14 protein-coding genes and 1 pseudogene are annotated in these 18620 nt (G+C 68.5%); 8 read left to right on the forward strand and 7 right to left on the reverse strand.

Going from position 1 to position 18620, the window contains the following annotated elements:
* Nucleotides 1-13: 13 nt before the first annotated feature.
* Complete coding sequence (locus ACIPEK_RS06470) at nt 14-1285, reverse strand: NYN domain-containing protein (RefSeq protein ID WP_401991398.1); 1272 nt, start codon at nt 1283-1285, stop codon at nt 14-16.
* 224 nt (nt 1286-1509) lie between these two features.
* Between ACIPEK_RS06470 and ACIPEK_RS06475 the strand changes: the two genes are divergently transcribed.
* Nucleotides 1510-1695, forward strand: coding sequence for a hypothetical protein (locus ACIPEK_RS06475; RefSeq protein ID WP_401991401.1), 186 nt, complete (start codon nt 1510-1512; stop codon nt 1693-1695).
* A gap of 97 nt (nt 1696-1792) precedes the next feature.
* Here the strand turns inward: ACIPEK_RS06475 and dnaE are convergent, their stop codons facing one another.
* Nucleotides 1793-5335: a DNA polymerase III subunit alpha gene (dnaE, locus tag ACIPEK_RS06480; RefSeq protein WP_401991404.1), complete on the reverse strand. Its 3543-nt coding sequence runs from the start codon at nt 5333-5335 to the stop codon at nt 1793-1795.
* Between the two features lie 435 nt (nt 5336-5770).
* Here dnaE and ACIPEK_RS06485 point away from each other — a divergent pair, with 435 nt between their 5' ends.
* From ACIPEK_RS06485 to ACIPEK_RS06505, 5 genes and pseudogenes are all read left to right on the forward strand, one after another.
* A complete protein-coding gene (locus ACIPEK_RS06485; protein WP_401991407.1) occupies nt 5771-7099 on the forward strand; it encodes a DUF2252 domain-containing protein in 1329 nt (442 codons plus the stop codon).
* Between the two features lie 65 nt (nt 7100-7164).
* Entirely contained in the window at nt 7165-7887 is a 723-nt protein-coding gene (locus ACIPEK_RS06490) for a hypothetical protein (RefSeq protein ID WP_401991409.1), read from the forward strand.
* A 48-nt stretch (nt 7888-7935) separates the two neighbouring features.
* Nucleotides 7936-8757, forward strand: a complete 822-nt coding sequence (locus ACIPEK_RS06495) for a DsbA family protein (RefSeq protein ID WP_401991412.1) — start codon at nt 7936-7938, stop codon at nt 8755-8757.
* 152 nt (nt 8758-8909) lie between these two features.
* Nucleotides 8910-9221, forward strand: a pseudogene (locus ACIPEK_RS06500) (alkaline phosphatase D family protein); the annotation flags it as partial.
* A 286-nt stretch (nt 9222-9507) separates the two neighbouring features.
* On the forward strand, nt 9508-10521 hold the full coding sequence (locus tag ACIPEK_RS06505; RefSeq protein WP_401991415.1) for a zinc metalloprotease: 1014 nt from the start codon (nt 9508-9510) through the stop codon (nt 10519-10521).
* Between the two features lie 51 nt (nt 10522-10572).
* Here the strand turns inward: ACIPEK_RS06505 and ACIPEK_RS06510 are convergent, their stop codons facing one another.
* Complete coding sequence (locus tag ACIPEK_RS06510; protein ID WP_401991846.1) at nt 10573-11151, reverse strand: dienelactone hydrolase family protein; 579 nt, start codon at nt 11149-11151, stop codon at nt 10573-10575.
* A gap of 37 nt (nt 11152-11188) precedes the next feature.
* Here ACIPEK_RS06510 and ACIPEK_RS06515 point away from each other — a divergent pair, with 37 nt between their 5' ends.
* Nucleotides 11189-12313 carry a mechanosensitive ion channel family protein gene (locus ACIPEK_RS06515; RefSeq protein WP_383067930.1) on the forward strand — a complete coding sequence of 375 codons (1125 nt, stop codon included), beginning with the start codon at nt 11189-11191 and terminating at the stop codon, nt 12311-12313.
* Nucleotides 12314-12331: 18 nt separating this feature from the next.
* On the opposite strand, the gene ACIPEK_RS06520 is transcribed toward ACIPEK_RS06515, so the two are convergent.
* Nucleotides 12332-13918 (reverse strand): Na+/H+ antiporter, encoded by a 1587-nt coding sequence (locus tag ACIPEK_RS06520; protein WP_401991418.1) that lies wholly within the window; start codon nt 13916-13918, stop codon nt 12332-12334.
* 241 nt (nt 13919-14159) lie between these two features.
* Here ACIPEK_RS06520 and ACIPEK_RS06525 point away from each other — a divergent pair, with 241 nt between their 5' ends.
* Entirely contained in the window at nt 14160-16475 is a 2316-nt protein-coding gene (locus tag ACIPEK_RS06525; RefSeq protein WP_401991421.1) for a glycosyl hydrolase family 95 catalytic domain-containing protein, read from the forward strand.
* A gap of 68 nt (nt 16476-16543) precedes the next feature.
* Here the strand turns inward: ACIPEK_RS06525 and ACIPEK_RS06530 are convergent, their stop codons facing one another.
* The 3 genes from ACIPEK_RS06530 to lspA are packed head-to-tail and all read right to left on the reverse strand — an operon-like array spanning nt 16544 to nt 18572.
* Complete coding sequence (locus tag ACIPEK_RS06530; protein WP_401991424.1) at nt 16544-17020, reverse strand: GNAT family N-acetyltransferase; 477 nt, start codon at nt 17018-17020, stop codon at nt 16544-16546.
* On the reverse strand, nt 17017-17958 hold the full coding sequence (locus ACIPEK_RS06535) for an RluA family pseudouridine synthase (protein ID WP_401991427.1): 942 nt from the start codon (nt 17956-17958) through the stop codon (nt 17017-17019). The genes ACIPEK_RS06530 and ACIPEK_RS06535 overlap by 4 nt, the downstream gene beginning before the upstream one ends.
* A 23-nt stretch (nt 17959-17981) precedes the next feature.
* On the reverse strand, nt 17982-18572 hold the full coding sequence (lspA, locus tag ACIPEK_RS06540; protein WP_401991430.1) for a signal peptidase II: 591 nt from the start codon (nt 18570-18572) through the stop codon (nt 17982-17984).
* Between the last annotated feature and the right edge of the window lie 48 nt (nt 18573-18620).

Genomic DNA, 18620 nt, shown 5'->3' on the forward strand with positions numbered 1-18620 from the left:
GACCGTTGTGCCATCAGTCGCCGGACGGGCTCGTCCGCTCCGCCGCCGGGGCGTGTTCCGCCGCGGCCCGTACATCGATCTCCCGCCAGAATCCGGCCCGGATCGCGTAGCGGTCGTGCTCGTCGATCTGGTCGTCCTTGTGGGCGAGCAGGCCGAACCGTGCCGCGTACCGCAGCAGTTCGCCGTCGATGCGGTGCGGGATGCGCGGATACATGGTCGACAGCCTCTGCAGATGGGCGGTCTCCGGCAGCCGCTCCATCCAGCGCCGGGCGAAGACCTGGCCCACCTCGAAGGGGTCGCCGCCCACGGTGGTGATGTCCTCCTCTCGGTCCGCCCAGCGCTGCTCGGCGCTGGTGAGCTGGGCCAGCGTCGGGAGGGACGCGGTTTCGGCGGGCTCGCCCAGCGGTCCGCCGCGCTCCATCCAGCCCTTGTCGGAGGACCAGCGCAGCGTGGCGTTGGCGGGCGACGGCTGGGTGGGCTGGGCGCCGGGGCCGCGCAGGCTGCCCGCCAGGTCCTTGGGTGTGGGGACTCCCCTTCCACCGTGGCCGGGCCGGTCGGCGGTGGAGCTCTCCTCGGGCGGCGGGACCTCACCGTTGCGGGCGGCCGCAGCCTGGGCCTCCGATGCCCGCTCGACGGAGGCTGCGAGGGCCGCCTCGGGCAGCGGTGCGGAGAGGATCGCAGCGATCTCCGGCCGGGGGGCGGGCGGCGGGGCGCAGACACCGCCGGTCTCCTTGGCCCGTACGGCCTGGGTGATCCAGGCCCGGTCGAGCACCCTTCGTTCGTCGGCCTCGGCGACCAGGTCCTCGGACTGGTTGTAGTCGCCGTCGGCGGCCTGGACGGCCCACAGATGGACGGCGACGCCGTGTTCCTTGGCGGACATCAGGCCGGGCAGCAGATCGCCGTCACCGGTCACCAGCACCACGTCGGAGCAGGCCCGGTTCCTGGCCAGTTCGGTGAGCTCGGCGTGCATCGCGGCGTCGACGCCCTTCTGCGCCCAGCGCCCGTCACTGCGGGTGAGAGCACCGAGCCGGACGGTCACCCGGGGCATCACACGAAGTCTGCGGTGCTCGGGCTGCGGTACGCGGTCGGGGGCGCCGTCGAACCAGTAGATCCGCAGCAGTGGCTGCCGCGTATCGGTCTCTGCCAGCTCGCGCAGGCCCCGGATGAGGGCCGCGTGGTCGACGGTGATGCGGGAACGGGCGGGCTCCCCGGCCAGCAGGCTCGCGGCTGCACCCAGCAAGTAGCCGGCGTCCACCAGGACGACGCAACGGTCCACGCGTTCCACCCTCTTCCAGAAGTTCGGGTGTGGTCTTTGCCAAGGGTTTCCTTCGAGTCTGCCCGACCGCGCAGGGGTTGACAGCCGGAACTCGATCACCGGCGTGGCGGATCCGGAAAACGGCGCATGATACGCCCTCACTACGCACGGTAATGATCCAACATGCACCCTTTAATCCGCTATGTGAATCTGAACGCGATCCTGGCCCCGAGAGTCCCCGTAGGAGGAACACCATGGCCAAGAACAAGAACCGCAAGCAGAGCAGCAGCCGGCAGAACCGCGCGTCGTCCCGTCCGGAGCGCGGCGCGGAAGAGCCCGATTCGACTGCTTACGAGTCGCAGATACAGCCTCGGTCGCAAGCCCAGGGCAGCCCTGCTGATGTTGCCCGTAAGCACCAGCGGCGCTTCGGCCACAACTGACCGGCGGATCTCCGGTCCCGGCCGCAGGCCGGGTGGCCGGGAGGGGCGCTCCCGCTTTCGCGGGGCGCCCCTCCCGTAACGTCGGCCGTGAACCGGCTCAGCCGGCCAGGCAGGACGGTCCGAGCAGCACCTTCAGGTCGCCGAAGAGCGCCGGGTCGGGCTTCACCCGGTGCCGGTCGAGCCGGAGCACCGTGGTCTTGCGGGGGCCCTGGAGCCTGATCCGCACCTCGGTGTCGCCCCGGTGGTTGCTGAGGACCTCGCCGAGGCGGCTGACCATCGGCGGGGTGATCTTGACCGTGGGGATGGTCAGGACCACGGGTGCGTTGGTGCCTGCCGACGAGATGTCGGGGACCTGCATCTCCATGGCGACGAGCCGGGGCACGTCCTCCCGCTTGTCGAGACGTCCCTTGACGAAGACGACGGTGTCCTCGACGAGCTGGGTGGAGACCAGCTGATAGGTGGCGGGGAAGAACATGCACTCGATGGATCCGGCCAGGTCCTCGACGGTGGCGATGGCCCAGGCGTTGCCCTGCTTGGTCATCTTGCGCTGCAGGCCGGAGATGATGCCTCCGACGGTGACGATGGCACCGTCGGAGTGCTCCCCGCCGGTCAGCTGGGAGATCGAGGAGTCGGCCTTGTCGGACAGCACGTGTTCCAGGCCGAAGAGCGGGTGGTCGGAGACGTACAGGCCGAGCATCTCGCGCTCCTGGGCCAGCAGGTAGGACTTCTCCCACTCGATGTCGGAGAACTCCACGTCGAGCCCGAAGCCCGGCTCGTCGCTCTCCTCCTCGCCCATGCCGCCGAAGAGGTCGAACTGCCCCTCGGCCTCCTTGCGCTTGACCTGCACCACATTGTCGATCATCGGCTCGTGGTGGGCGACCAGGCCCTTGCGGGTGTGGCCCATCTCGTCGAAGGCGCCGGCCTTGATCAGCGATTCGACGGTGCGCTTGTTGCAGACGACCGCTTCGACCTTGTCGAGGAAGTCGGGGAAGGAGCTGTACTTCCCCTTCGCCTTGCGGCACCGGATGATCGAGTCGACGACGTTCTGACCCACGTTCCGTACGGCCGTGAGGCCGAAGAGGATCACGTCGTCGCCCTGCGCGGCGAAGTTCGACAGCGACTCGTTCACATTGGGCGGCAGCACCTTGATGCCCATGCGACGGCACTCGTTGAGATAGACCGCCGACTTGTCCTTGTCGTCCTTGACCGAGGTCAGCAGCGCCGCCATGTACTCGGCGGGGTAGTTCGCCTTGAGGTACGCGGTCCAGTAGGTGACCAGGCCGTACGCGGAGGAGTGGGCCTTGTTGAACGCGTATCCGGCGAACGGGACCAGAACGTCCCACAGCGCCTTGATCGCCGCGTCGGAGAAGCCCTTCTCCTTGGCGCCGGCCTCGAAGAGGACGAAGTTCTTCGCCAGTTCCTCGGGCTTCTTCTTGCCCATCACGCGGCGCAGGATGTCGGCTTCGCCGAGCGAGTACCCGGCGACGATCTGGGCGGCCTTCTGCACCTGCTCCTGGTACACGATCAGGCCGTAGGTGAGGCCGAGGACCTCCTTGAGGGGCTCCTCCAGCTCCGGGTGGATCGGGGTGATCTCCTGGCGGCCGTTCTTGCGCTCGGCGTAGTTCGTGTGCGAGTTCATGCCCATCGGGCCCGGCCGGTACAGGGCCGAGACGGCGGAAATGTCCTCGAAGTTGTCGGGCTGCATCTGGCGCAGCAGGGAACGCATCGGACCGCCGTCGAACTGGAACACGCCGAGCGTGTCACCGCGGCAGAGCATTTCGTACGTCTTCGGGTCGTCGAGCGGGAGGCCGAGCAGGTCCAGCTTGACGCCCTTGTTGGTCTCCACCATCTTGACGGCGTCGTCCATGATGGTCAGGTTCCTGAGACCCAGGAAGTCCATCTTCAGCAGGCCGAGCGACTCACACTGCGGGTAGTCCCACTGCGTGATGGTGACGCCGTCGGTGTGCCGCACCCAGATCGGGGCGTGGTCGACGATGGGCTCGCTGGACATGATGACGCCTGCGGCGTGCACGCCCATCTGCCGGACCAGGCCCTCGACGCCCTTCGCGGTGTCGATGACCTTCTTCACGTCCGGCTCGTTCTCGTACATCCCCCGGATCTCGCCCGCCTCGCTGTAGCGCGGGTGCTTGGGGTCGGTGATGCCGTTGAGGTCGATGCCCTTGCCGAGGACGTCGGCGGGCATGGCCTTGGTGAGCCGGTCACCCATCGCGTACGGGTAGCCGAGGACACGGGCGGAGTCCTTGATGGCGTTCTTCGCCTTGATCTTGCCGTACGTGCCGATCATGGCGACCTTGTCGGCGCCGTACTTCTCCGTCACGTACCTGATCACTTCGACGCGCCGGCGCTCGTCGAAGTCGATGTCGACATCGGGCATGGAGACACGCTCGGGGTTGAGGAACCGCTCGAAGATCAGTCCGTGCTCGATCGGGTCGAGGTCGGTGATGCCCATCGCGTACGCCACGATCGAACCGGCCGCGGAACCACGGCCGGGGCCGACCGCGATGCCGTTGTTCTTCGCCCACATGATGAAGTCGGCGACCACGAGGAAGTAGCCCGGGAACCCCATCTGGATGATGATGTCCATCTCGTACTCGACCTGCTTCTGCCGGTCGTCGGGGACACCGCCCGGGAAGCGGCGCTCCATCCCGCGCCGCACTTCCTCCTGGAACCAGGTGATCTCCGTGAACCCGTCCGGGATGTCGAACTTCGGCATCAGGTCGCGCTTCTCGAACATGCCGCCGGTGTCGATCTGCTGCGCGACCAGCAGCGTGTTGGCGCACCCCTCCTGCCAGGCGTCGGAGGAGTCGACGGCGTACATCTCGTCGGTCGTCTTGAGGTAGTAGCCGGTGCCGTCGAAGCGGAAGCGGTCCGGGTCGGAGAGGTTCTTTCCGGTCTGGATGCAGAGCAGCGCGTCGTGGGCCGTGGCCTCGTGCGCGTAGGTGTAGTGCGAGTCGTTGGTCACCAACGGCGGGATGTTCAGCTTCTTGCCGATTTCGAGGAGGCCGTCACGGACCCGGCGCTCGATCTCGATGCCGTGGTCCATCAGCTCCAGGAAGTACTTGCCCTCGCCGAAGATGTCCTTGTAGTCGGAGGCCGCCTGGACCGCCTCGTCGAACTGGCCGAGCCGCAGTCGCGTCTGCACCTCGCCCGAGGGGCAGCCGGTGGAGGCGATCAGGCCCTCGGACCACTGGGCGATGGTCTCCTTGTCCATACGGGGCCACTTCTGCAGCCAGCCCTCGGCGTACGCGTCCGAGGAGAGCCGGAAGAGGTTGTGCAGACCGGTGCTGTTCGACGCCCAGATCGTCTTGTGGGTGTAACCACCCGAACCCGAGACGTCGTCGCGCTTCTGGTGCGGCTGGCCCCACTGGATCTTCCGCTTGTGCTTGCGTGACTCCGGAGCGACGTACGCCTCGATCCCGATGATCGGCGTCACGCCCGCCTTCTGCGCCGAGTGGAAGAAGTCGTAGGCACCGTGCAGGTTGCCGTGGTCCGTCATCGCGATGTGCGACATGCCCATTTCATTGCAGGCAGCGAACATGTCCTTGAGCCGCGCGGCACCGTCCAGCAGCGAGTACTGGGTGTGGACGTGAAGGTGCGTAAAGGGCGGCTTCGACGACACGGTTTGTGGCCTCCGGGCGAGCAGGGCGGGTGAGGGGGACAGCGTGGAAGTCTACGTCGCGACACCGATACTCCGCGGCCTGTCACTCGGACCGCGCACCGTCGAAAACAATGAGGTTGCCGAGATCACAGACGCAGCGGTCAGCCGCCTCCACCCTCACACGTGGGCGTGGCGGCGAGCTGACCACGGCACGAACCTGGCAGCCGGCCAGGTAACTTCCACGCTCCTCGGGAGACCACACATTCCAGGCGTCCCACATCGGCTGTGCGGCCGCACCCATTTCCCACCCGTCCGAGGTGGAATCCCCCACACATCACCCGGATCAGTGCCTGTGGCCGCACTTTCCGGGTCCGGGCACTGATGCCGCGCCTCCGGCGTTCTCAGCAGGAGGGCAGACAGGAAGGCCCTGTCATCGACGAAGGAAGCAGGCCGGCAATGCGCAGCACTTTCGAAGTCTCGGACACTGAGCGCGAGGAGCAGATCCTTGCGGTCTTCGAGACTGCCTTCGGAGAGCTCCTGGCCGCAGACCCGACAGCCTTCCGGGTCAAGTTCCGCAAGATGGCCGCATCACCGTTCGCGTTCTACCGGGGCACCGCCTGCCTGTATTACGCCGATCTCGGCTCGACGAGGAACGCGGACCCCTATCTGGACGAGCGAACCAGCAGGGTGTGGGTGCACGGCGATCTGCACGCCGAGAACTTCGGCACGTACATGGATTCCAATGGCCGCCTGGTCTTCAACGTGAACGACTTCGATGAAGCCTTCGTAGCCCCCTTCACCTGGGACCTCAAGCGGTTCGCCGCCTCCGTCGCGCTGATCGGGTACGCGAAGGCACTGGGCGACGACCAGATCACCGAGCTGGTCCGGATCTACGCGGCGGCCTACCGCGAGCGGATCCACGCACTGGCGACGGGCGCGAAGAGCGACGAGGTACCGCCCTTCACGCTGGACACGGCACAGGGCCCGCTGCTGGACGCGCTGCGCGACGCCCGGTCGCTGACCCGGTTCTCGCTGCTGGACTCGATGACGGAGATCCGGGACTTCGAGCGCCGGTTCGCGGCGGGCGGCGGCTCGATCGACCTGGACGCGGCGACGCGCTACAAGGTGCTGGCCGCCTTCGACGGCTATCTGGAGACGCTGCCGGAGTCGAGCCTGACCCGCCCCGACTCCTACCGGGTGAAGGATGTCGTCGGCCGCCGTGGCATCGGTATCGGTTCGGCCGGGCTGCCCTCGTACAACATCCTTCTGGAGGGCAACAGCGACGCCCTGGAGAACGATGTGGTGATCTACCTCAAGCAGGCGCAGACCCCCGCGGTCTCCCGGCACATCACCGACGCGGCCGTGCGCGAGTACTTCCAGCACGAGGGCCACCGCACGGTCATCTCGCAGCGCGCCCTGCAGGCGCACGCCGACCCGTGGCTCGGCTGGACCGAGCTGGACGGGGCCGGACAGCTGGTCGCCGAGGTGTCTCCGTACGCGGTCGATCTGGACTGGTCCGACATCGACGAGCCGGAGGAGATCGCCGCGGTCGTCGCCGACCTCGGCCGGGCGACGGCGACGATGCACTCCGCGGCGGACGACGAGAGCGGTCACTCGCTGGTGCCGTTCTCCACCGAGCGGGCGATCGACGCGGCGATCGCGGCGGACGAGGAGGGCTTCGCCGGCCTGCTGGTGGACTTCGCCCACAGCTACGGCGCCCGGGCCCGCGCCGACCACCAGATCTTTGTGGATCTTTTCCGCAACGGCCGCATCCCGGGGCTGTAGGGCTCCGCACGCAACCGGGCCCCTTTAGGGGTCGCTTACAGGTTCGCATGCGACACTCCTCGACGATGGACATATCCGGGACGCAGCTCAGAGTCATTCGCGCGGCGCTTTTCACAGCGCTCGTCGTGACGCTCTCCGCTGCGTCCCATGTGCTGCTCTCCCAGGTCTCGCTGCCGCTGACCGTCGTCGCCCTGCTGGCCGGCGCGGTCTTCGCCGTGGCGTACGCGCTGGCCGGCCGGGAGCGCGGCTTCGGGGCGATCGCCGGACTGCTGGTCCCGCTGGAACTGGCCGCCGACACCGTCTTCACCACCGGCCAGCACCTCTGCTACGGCGCGGCAGGCGGCCCGATCGCGGGGCCGCTGCGCTCGGTCGGCGTCGATGTGCTGTGCGGCGGCGGTGACATCGGCGCCGGCGCGCCGCAGGTCGGTGACGTCGGCACGCCGCTCACCTCGGTGGCCGGCGGCGGACACACGGCGGCCGCGCTGCTGGCCTCCCCGGGCCCGGCGGTGCCATGGCTGCTGCTCGCCGCCCACGTGACGGTCGGTCTGCTCGCCGCGGCCTGGCTGCGGCGCGGCGAGTCCGCGCTCGTCGGCCTGCTGGGCGCGGTCGCCGTCCTGGCGTTCCGGCCGCTGCTGATCGCGGTCGCCGTGGTGGGTACGGCCCGCCGCTCCGTACGCCGCAGGGTGCGCCCCGCCGGACGCGGCCCGCACCTGCTCGTACATGCCCGTCTGCTCGTGCACTCCGTGGGACGGAGGGGACCGCCGCGCTCGGCCTGCGCCATCGCCTGAGCACGCACATCCCTGACGACATATCACCCACACCATGGAGAAGCGAACATGAGCAACCGCAACAGCCAGGCCAACAAGGCGGCGGCCCGCGAGCGTCTGCGCGCCGAGCGCGAGCGCCAGGCCAAGAAGGACAAGGCCCGCAGGCAGATCATCGTCGGTGTCTCGATCGTCGGCGTGCTGGCGGTCGTGGGCGCCGCCACCTGGGGTGTCATGCAGCTGAACAAGCCGTCCCACTGGGAGGCGGCCAAGGACGCGAAGAACGTCACGGCGCCCAAGAACACCTCGGGCGACAACGGCACGACCGTCGTCATCGGCAAGTCGACCGCCAAGAAGACCCTGGAACTGTACGAGGACTCGCGCTGCCCGATCTGCGCCACGCTCGAGCAGGCCGTCGGCGAGACGGTGCACAAGGACGTCGACGCCGGAAAGTACAAGATCAAGTACATCGGTGCCACGTTCATCGACGGTGACAACTCCATCAACGGCGAGGGTTCCAAGAACGCACTGAGCGCACTCGGCGCGGCACTCAATGTCAGCCCGGAAGCCTTCCTCGACTACAAGTACGCGCTCTACTCCGCGAAGTACCACCCGCAGGAGACCGACGACAAGTTCAAGGACGACGCGTACCTGATCAAGATCGCCGATACCGTCGACGCCCTGAAGGGCAACAAGGCGTTCCAGAAGGACGTCAACGACGGTACGTACGACAACTGGGCGATGAAGATGTCCGCGACGTTCGACAAGAGCGGTGTGCAGGGCACTCCGACGCTGAAGATGGACGGCAAGCCGCTCACCGGCTCGGGCGGCAAGAACGCACCGATGACCGCGGCCGAGTTCAACACCGCGATCACCGCCGCCCTCAAGGGATAGCGGCAAACCCCCGACAGCGGCTCTCCGACGGGCAGGCGAACTTCCTTCATTCGCCTGCCCGTTCGCTTTACCGGTCAGCAGGGTTCTCCTCCGTGACCAGTCGACACCTTTCTTCGCCGATATCCGCCCCCAGCCGCCGCGCGGTCGTCAGGGCTGCTGCCGCCACCGAGTTCGTGGTGACATCGGTGACCTCGGACAATCTCGACGACATCCTGCATGTCGCGCCGCAGACCGTCTCGGCGGTCGCGAGCGCGGCGGTCAAGGCCGCCAACCGCCACGTGAAGTGGGTGGACATGGACTCGCACGGCTACGGCGTCCTCGATGTGACCGCCGAGCGCTCACAGATGGACTACTACATGGTCTCCGACGAGAGGAGGCGGGAGACGATCTCCGCCTGGACGCGTTCGTACCGGACGCTCAGTGGGACGCAGAAGGTCGAGCGCGTGGACCGCCCGGTGCACTGAGGGTCTATTTTCAGCCACTGCGGTCCATGTTGACGGCACATTACATCGCTACGGCGGGTGGCGGGTCTCCCAGCCCCAATGGGGACACACCACCCGCCGGGGTAACGCGGGACGTTACGCCCGCGTCTCAAACTCTGGAACGCACAGAATTATTTCTTCCCGTTTCCCCGGTTTGCCCCACGATTGATTGGGCCTGATCGATTCTCCTCAAGATCTGACATGCGCACGTAATCTCCCGGCGGCGGGTGAGGAAATCCCTCCCCCCACACATCCGCGAGGAGTCCCTGTGCGCACTCTTGCCCGTATATCGCCGCGTATACGTAACCGTGCGATCGGCACCGCCGTCCTGGCCGGAACCCTGGCCCTGGCACCGCTCTCAGCTTCCACCGGCTCCGCCGCCGCAAAGGCGTCCACCTCCTCCGCGTCCTCCGCGTCCGCCGCATCCGCCGAGAAGTGCGCGAGCGAGGCGAGCACCTCCGCCACCGCACGCGAGGCCCGCCCCTCGGGCACCAAGCACGCCGCGGACCCCAACGAACTCACCGCGGCCCAGGCCAAGGCCATGGACACCCAGCTCAAGGAGAGACTCGCGGACCGCCGGCTCAACGGCTCCACGCTCGCCGCGGGCGCCACCATCCCGGTGTACTTCCACGTGGTGCACTCCGGAACGACCGGCAAGCTCAGCGCGTCCGCCATCAGCAGCCAGATCAGCGTCCTGAACGCCGCCTACAGCGGCCAGGGCAGCGGCAACACCAACTCCGGCTTCCAGTTCTCGCTGGCCGGCACGGACTACACGGACAACAGCTCCTGGTACAACGGCGTCTCGCCGGGCTCCTCCGCCGAGAAGGCCATGAAGTCGGCGCTGCGCAAGGGCGGCCCGAACGCGCTCAACCTCTACACCGCCAACCTCGGCGGCGGCCTGCTGGGCTGGGCCACCTTCCCCAGCTCCTACAAGTCCAACCCCTCGGACGACGGCGTCGTCATGCTCGACGCCTCGCTGCCCGGCGGCTCCGCCACCAACTACAACGAGGGCGACACCGCCACCCACGAGGTCGGCCACTGGATGGGGCTCTACCACACCTTCCAGGGCGGCTGTAACGGCAACGGCGACTACGTGGCCGACACTCCGGCCGAGGCGAGCCCCGCGTACGCCTGCCCGACCGGGCGCGACACCTGCACCAACAAGACGGGGGTCGACCCGATCCACAACTTCATGGACTACACGTACGACTCCTGCATGACCCAGTTCACCCCGGGCCAGGTGCAGCGGATGAGCGACAGCTGGATCGCCTACCGGGGCTGATCCGCCCCATCCGTCCGAAGGGCCCCGCGCTGTGCTGGGCCCTTCGCGCGGTCACAGCGTGGCGAGGAAGCCGAGCGCGACCTTCCAGGCCAGCTCGGCCGAGGCCGCGTCATGGTCCGGCAGTTCGGGGTCCGTGAAGAGATGACCCGCGCCCGGATAGCGGTAGACCTCGACATCGGCACCGGTCCGCTGCATCTGCAGGTACCAGGAGTTCAGCCAGTCGTGCGTCTCGAACGGGTCCGGGTCCGCGACATGCAGCTGTACGGGCAGCTCGTCCACCGAGGCGCTCTCGGCGATGTCCGAGGTGCCGTGGAACAGCAGCAGACCGCGCGCCTTCTCATCACCGAGCGCCAGGGTCTGCGCGGTGGATGCCCCGAAGGAGAATCCCGCGTACACCAGGCCCCGGTCTGAGTAGGGCGCGGCAGCCAGTACTGCCCTCCTGAGCAGCTCGTCCTTGCCCACCTCTTCCTTGAAGGCCATGCCTTCCTCGACGGTTTCGAAGGTGTGCCCCTCGAAGAGATCGGGCACCTGCACCTCGTGCCCGGCGGCGCGCAGCCGGTCTGCGGCCGCATGCACCGCGGGGCGCAGACCGTACGTCGAGTGGAAAAGCATGATGTTCATGAGGCCAATGGTGCCAGCTACGGTCGGGAGCATGGAGAACGACGGGATGGAGATCGTGCTGCGTCCGCTGATCGTCGTCGGCGGCTCGGTCGCGATCACGCTGCTGGTCGGCTGGCTGGTCGATCTGCTGCTCAGACGGACCGACCGCCGGCACCACGAGACACCGTTGTGGGGTCTGCTGCGGCGCTGCCGGATCCCGCTGCAGCTGACGCTGTGCACTGCGCTGCTGCGGGGCACCTACACCCACACCCGGCTCGAACTCGTCAAGGAGCACGGGGCCGGGATCGGCCAGGTCCTGGCTCTGGTGCTGATCGGGACGTCGGCCTGGCTGGTGGTGCGGATCGCGGCGGCCGTCGTCGACTCCGTCTACGCCCGGTACGCGGCGAGCACCCGCGATCCGGCGCGGGTGCGGCGGGTCCGCACACAGGTGACGCTGATCCAGCGGGTGGTCACCGCGATCGTGGCGACCGTCGCCGTCGGCGCGATGCTGCTGACGTTCCCGGCGATGCGGACCTTCGGCACCTCGATGCTGGCCTCGGCCGGTGTCCTCGGCATCGTCGCGGGCATCGCGGCCCAGTCGACGCTCGGCAATCTCTTCGCGGGGCTGCAGATCGCCTTCGGCGACATGGTGCGGATCGGCGACACGGTGGTGGTGGACGGCGAGTGGGGCACGATCGAGGAGATCACGCTGACCTTCCTCGCGGTACGGACCTGGGACGAGCGGCGGATCACGATGCCGGTCTCGTACTTCACCAGCAAACCGTTCGAGAACTGGTCGCGCGGCGGCGCCCAGATGACCGGCTCGGTCTTCTTCCATCTCGACCACTCGGCCCCGGTCGCGGCGATGCGTGACCAGCTGCGGGACATCCTGGGCGAGTGCGCCGCCTGGGACGGCCGTAACTGGTCCCTGGCGGTCACGGACACCACACCGTCGACGATCCAGGTCCGCGCGGTGGTCACGGCCAAGGACGCGGACGACATCTGGACGGTGCGCTGTGCCGTGCGGGAGCAGCTCATCGGCTGGCTGCGCGACCACCATCCGTACGCACTGCCGAGGATCGCGACGGCGCCCGCGACGCTTCCGCCGCGCGACGAGTGGCCCAACTCTCCCCACCCCACGGACGAGAAGCCGACGGGCTGGGACAAGTCCCCCCGCACGGGTCGCGGCTGACCGGGCGCGGGCGCCGCGTCACCGCAGGCTGCGTACGTCCAGCTGCCGCAGCACCCGGTCGACGACCTCCGGGTCCGTGCCCGCCTCGTTGCGGGCCGAGAGCACCGCGTGGCGGGCGGCCGACATCATTTCGCGCTGGACGCGGTTGACCGCCTTGAAGCGTTCGGCGCGCTTCGCGTACGCCTCGCGGCGCTCGTCGTCGACCATGTCGGGGCTGATCCGCGCCCCCACGTCGTACGCCAGCCGCTGCAGCCGCTCCGCGACCTCGTCCGGGAACTCCTCGACCTCCCGGATCTCCTTGAGCCGCTGCTTCGCGGCCTTCGCGGCGCGGATCGCGAGGTCCTTCTCCAGCGCCTCCTCGGCGTCCGTGTCCGCCCGGACCCGTAGCTTGCGGACCAGCCACGGCAGGGTGAGTCCCTGGACGACAAGCGTGGCCATGATCACGGCGAAGGCGATGAAGACGATCTCGTCACGGCCCGGGAACGGCTTTCCGTCGTCCGTCTTCAGCGGAATCGCGAGCGCCAGCGCGACCGAGGCCACTCCCCGCATCCCGGACCACCACATCACGACGGTCTCCCGCCAGCTGGTGGGGATCTCCTCGCTGACGTCGCGCCGGGTGTGCAACCGCTTGGCGAGCCAGGTCGCGGGCAGCAGATACAGCAGCCGTACGCCGACGACGACCGCGACGACGGCCAGGCTCCAGCCGAACATCTGGAGCTCGCGCCCGTTGGCCGTCCCGAAGACGTTGTGCAGTTCGAGGCCGATCAGCCCGAAGGCGACCCCGGTGACGAGGGTGTCGACGATCTCCCAGAACGTACGGCCGGTGAGCCGCCCGAGGACGTCGTCGGCGTCGGCGGTGTGCTCGGCGAGGAAAAGCGCGGTGGTGAGGACGGCGAGGACACCCGACCCCATCAGCTCCTCCGCGAGGACGTAGCTCACGAACGGCACCAGCAGGGTGAGGCCGACCTGGAGCGTGGCATCGCCGAGCAGGCCCATGAGTTTGATGGTGATCCAGCCGAGCGCGACACCCACCGCCACGGCGACGACCGCGGAGAGGATCAGCAGCCCGAACGCCTCCGGCAGCGAGAACGTGCCGCTCACCGCGGCGGCGATCGCCACGTGGTACAGCACGATCGCGGTCACATCGTTGAACAGCCCCTCCCCCTCCAGGATGGAGACGAGTCTGCGCGGCAGCCCGACCGAGCCCGCGACGGCCGTCGCCGCGACCGGGTCGGGCGGGGCGACGAGCGCGCCGAGCGCTACGGCGGCGGCGATGGGCAGTCCGGGGACGATCGCGTTGGCGACCGCGGCGACGGCGGCCGTCGTGATGAAGACCAGCGCCACGGCCAGCAGAAAGATCGGTCGTTTATTGGCGGCGAACTGCCGCCAGGAGGTGCGCTGCACGGAGGCGTAAAGCAGCGGCGGCAGCAGCGCGGGAAGAATGATCTCGGGCGGAATGTTCACATTCGGCACGAAGCTGAGGAACGCCATGCCGGCTCCGGCGAGCGTCATCAGCACCGGCGCGGGCAGTCCGAGACGCTCCCCGAGTGGCACCGTGACCACAGCTCCGAGCAACAGCAGGAGGAGCAGTGCCATTTGGTCCACGAGGTGCCTTCCGGAACGCGGCGAGCCGACCTCTTTGGTCGGTCGATTGGACTTCAAGCCTGCCACGCAAGGCCCGCAATCCAGACAACACCCCCTCCATATCGCCGCCCTGACCGACCATTCCTCCGATGTTTATGCCGTCACCCCCCTTCCGCCCACCTCCCCGGAGCGGGCAGTATGCGGCGTGCGCCATTCAGGAACAAGAACCCTCACCACATACATGACTGGCAGGAGAAATCACGTGACCGCGTTCTCCCGAAGGCATTTCGTCGGCGCCGCCGCTGCCGGCACATCCGCGCTCTGGCTCGCCGGCTCCCGCACCGCATGGGCCGCAGCCGCCCCCGCACCGACGGACCGCCCGAACGCCGGCATATACGAGAAGACCGTCCGCGACGCCGCCATGACCTGGCGCACGCTCCCCACCGGCTGGCAGCAGGCCCCCTTCCTCGCCAACGGCTACCTCGGCGCCCAGCTGTACGCGGGAAAAGCCGCCAACACCCTGAAGCTGATGCTCAGTCACAGCCAGGTGCAGGACCAGCGCGGTCAGTGGCGCGGCGGCATCGGCTTCTCCCGCCTTCCCATCGGGTACTTCACCCTGACCCTCGCCGGGGAGATCACCGCCGTCGACTGGACCCTGGATCTGTACGACGCCGAGCTGCGCGGCACCGTCACCACCACGCGCGGCTCCCTGGGGTTCTCCGCCCTCGTACAGAACGACACCAGCGCCCTGCTGATCTCCACCAGACCCACCCCCGGCGAGGAGTCCGCCGCCTGGTCCTTCCAGTGGCTGCCCGCCGCCACCACCCGCAGCAGCGGCAAGCCCGAGGACTACACGGCCAACCCGGACCCACGGGTCGGCGACGGCTTCGTCGAGCAGCCGCTGCTCGCGGGCGGCGGCTGGACCACCGCCTGGCGCGAGCAGCGCGAGGGCACCGGCCGGCTGCTCGCCGCACACCTCGTGTACCGCTTCCCCGGCCAGGTGTCCGAGGCCACGACCGCCGCGCTGAGGGCCGTGGACCGCACCCTCGCCGCCGACCCCGACCGGTTGGTGGACCATCACCGCGCCTGGTGGCACGCGTACTACCGGCGCAGCTTCCTCTCCGTACCGGACAAGCGGCTGCAGAGCTTCTATCTCACCCAGCTCTACAAGCTCGCCGCGTCGACCAGGGCCGAGGGTCCGACGATCTCCGAATGGGGCCCGTGGTTCCCCGAGGTCGGCAACAACTGGACCGCGGTCTGGTGGAACCTCAACGTCCAGATCGGCATGGCACCCATCCATGGCTCCAACCACCCCGAACTCGACTCGGTGACGGGCGCCTTCCGTCGCTTCGAGCACAACCTCCCGACTTCCGTCCCCGTCGACTACCGCGACGGCGAGAGCTACGCGCTGGGCCACCCCTCCGACTGGCAGCTGCGCGCAGGCGATACGTACGACGTCGGCGCCCCGGGCTCGGACCACGTCTCCGACAACTTCGGCAATCTCACCTGGGCCCTGCACAACGTCTGGCAGTCCTACCGGCATTCGATGGACCTGTCCGTCCTGCGCGATGTGGTGTATCCGATCCTCGCGAAGGCCATCAACTTCTACGCGCACTTCCTGCACGAGGGCCCGGACGGCAAGCTGCATCTGCTGGAGACCCGCTCCCCCGAGTACGCCAACGCCGAGGACTGCACCTACGACCTCTCGCTCGTCCGCTGGGGTGTGCGCACCCTGATCGCATCGGCGAAGCTGCTGCGCGACAACGATCCGCGGCTGAAGCGCTGGCAGGACATCGACCAAAGGCTCGCCCCGTACGCCGAGGACCCGGCGGCCGGCGTCATGATCGGCAAGGACGTCCCGCTCGCCGACTCGCACCGGCATCACTCGCATCTGCTCTGGCTCCACCCGCTGCGCGAACGGCGCTGGGACCGGGCCGGGGACCGCGATGTGATGCAGCGCTCCATGGACCACTGGGTCTCCATGCAGCAGCTGTGGCACGGCTACAGCTACGCCACCGCCTCGTCCATGTATTCGGTGATGGACCAGCCGGAGAAGGCCCTCGACTTCCTGACCTTCTTCACCGATCTGAAGGTGGTCGCGGACTGCCAGATGACCGTCAACACGATGTACCGGGAGGGCAAGAACCTCGCCCTGGAGAGCCCGCTGTCCGCCGCCCAGTCGATGCTCGACATGGTGGTGCAGGGCCACGAGGGGGTGGTGAAGGTCTTCCCGTCCGTCTCGGACCGCTGGGCGGACGCGTCGATCGCGTCACTGCGCACCCAGGGCGCCTTCCTGGTGGACGCGGACCGCTCCGGCGGTGCCACGCGCTGGGTACGGGTGCACAGCGAGGCGGGCGCCCCGCTGACCCTGGACCACTCCATCGCGGGCCGGATCGACGTACGGGACGCGCACGGGCGCCCGCTGTACTGGCGGGAGACCGGACCGGGCCGGATCACGGTCGCCCTGCCGCGCGGTGGCACGGCGGTGGTCACTCCGCACGGTGCGCGCCACCCCGGGACGGGACCGCGCGATGTGCCGTCGAACGGGGCGTGGACGCGCTGGGGCCTGCCGGACTGACCCGGACGTGTGCGGGGGTGCCGCTCGTTCCGTACGGCCGGGGGCGGCACCCGGCACTCGTTCGCTCGCTACAGAGCGCGCCGCATCGCCCGGTGGGCGATCCCCGCGTCCGGGAACTCGGGGCCGTACACCACATACCCGAGCCGCTCGTAGAAGCCGAGCGCATGGGTCTGGGCGTGCAGATCGACGGCCGCCAGACCGAGCTCACGGGCCGCTTCCTCGATGGCCCGGACCAGCGCCACGCCGACGCCGAGTCCGCGCGCCTCCTTGGTCACCGCCAGCCGACCGAGCGAGCCCACGGTGAGGTCGCCGCCGGTCTTGGCGAGGGCGGCCGGACCGTGCAGCAGCCGCCCGGTACCGAGCGCGGAGCCGTCCGCCGCGACGGCGATCACATGCACCGCGTCAGCGTCGTAGGCGTCGTACTCGATCTCCTCGGGCACGTTCTGCTCGCCGACGAAGACGTCCTTGCGGACCTGGAAACAGGCGGCGCGGTCCTGCTCGTCGACGACGGTACGGGTGGTGTACGAGACGGACGTGCCGGTCATTCGCTCTCCGCCTCGATCTTGTCCAGAGCGTGCTGGAGGTCGTCCGGGTAGTTGCTGGAGAACTCCACCCAGCTGCCGTCGGACGGGTGCTCGAAGCCGAGCCGGACGGCGTGCAGCCACTGCCTCGTCAGGCCGAGGCGCTTGGCCATCGTCGGGTCGGCGCCGTAGGTGAGGTCACCGACGCAGGGGTGGCGGTGGGCCGACATGTGCACCCGGATCTGGTGCGTACGGCCCGTCTCCAGCTTGATGTCCAGGAGGCTGGCGGCGCGGTAGGCCTCGATGAGGTCGTAGTGCGTCACGGAGGGCTTGCCCTCGGCCGTGACGGCCCACTTGTAGTCGAGGTTGGGGTGGCGCCCGATGGGGGCGTCGATGGTGCCGCTCATCGGGTCCGGGTGGCCCTGCACCAGCGCGTGGTACTTCTTCTCGACGACCCGGTCGCGGAACTGGGCCTTCAGCAGGGTGTAGGCCCGCTCGGACTTGGCGACGACCATCAGGCCGGAGGTGCCGACGTCGAGGCGGTGGACGATGCCCTGGCGCTCGGCGGCGCCGGACGTCGAGATCCGGTACCCGGCCGCGGCGAGACCGCCGATGACGGTCGTGCCGGTCCAGCCGGGGCTCGGGTGGGCGGCGACCCCGACCGGCTTCACGATCACGACGATGTCGTCGTCGTCATGCACGATCTCCATGCCCTCGACGGGCTCGGCGACGATCTGCACCGGAGCGGGTGCCTGCGGCATCTCGACTTCAAGCCAGGCGCCGCCCCGTACCCGCTCGGACTTCCCGACCACCGCACCGTCCACCTGCACCTTCCCGGCAGCGGCCAGGTCGGCGGCCCTGGTGCGGGAGAAACCGAACATCCGGGAAATGACGGCGTCGACACGCTCGCCTTCCAGACCGTCGGGTACGGGCAGGGTGCGGACCTCGGGATACGTACTCACCTGTCGAGTATGCCTTGCGCCCGCTAGTCCTTGTGCACGGTGCCGTCAGGGTCCAGGCCCTTGAAGGAAAGGATCACGATCAGGATGCCGCCGCAGACGATCGCGGAGTCGGCGAGGTTGAAGACGGCGAAGTGCGCGGGGGCGATGAAGTCCACCACCGCGCCCTGGAAGGTGCCGGGAGCGCGGAAGATGCGGTCGGTGAGGTTGCCGAGCGCACCGCCGAGCAGCAGGCCCAGTGCGATGGCCCACGGCAGGCTGTAGAGCTTGCGGGCGAGGCGGGCGATCACGACGATGACGGTCGACGCGATGAAGGTGAAGATGATCGTGAAGGCCTCACCGATGCCGAAGGCGGCGCCCGCGTTACGGATCGCGTCGAGCTTCAGCCAGTCGCCGAGGATCTCGACCGGCGGGTGGTGTTCCAGCTTCGCAACCACGATCATCTTGCTGATCAGATCGAGCAGATAGGCGAAGACGGCCACGACGAAGAGCACCATGATCTTCCGCTTGCCCCGGCCCGGGGCCGTCTCCTCGACCCGGCTCTCGGCCTCGTCCCCTTCGGTCCCCTCAGCATCGGGGATGTCCGGCGTACCGATGATGCGCTCCGCCTCTGCCACGTGAGTCCCTCAACCCTAGGTTCCTGACTGAGGACGAGAGTACGACAC

The sequence above is a fragment of the Streptomyces sp. NPDC088246 genome, from assembly GCF_044741025.1.
Classification (GTDB): Bacteria; Actinomycetota; Actinomycetes; order Streptomycetales; family Streptomycetaceae; genus Streptomyces.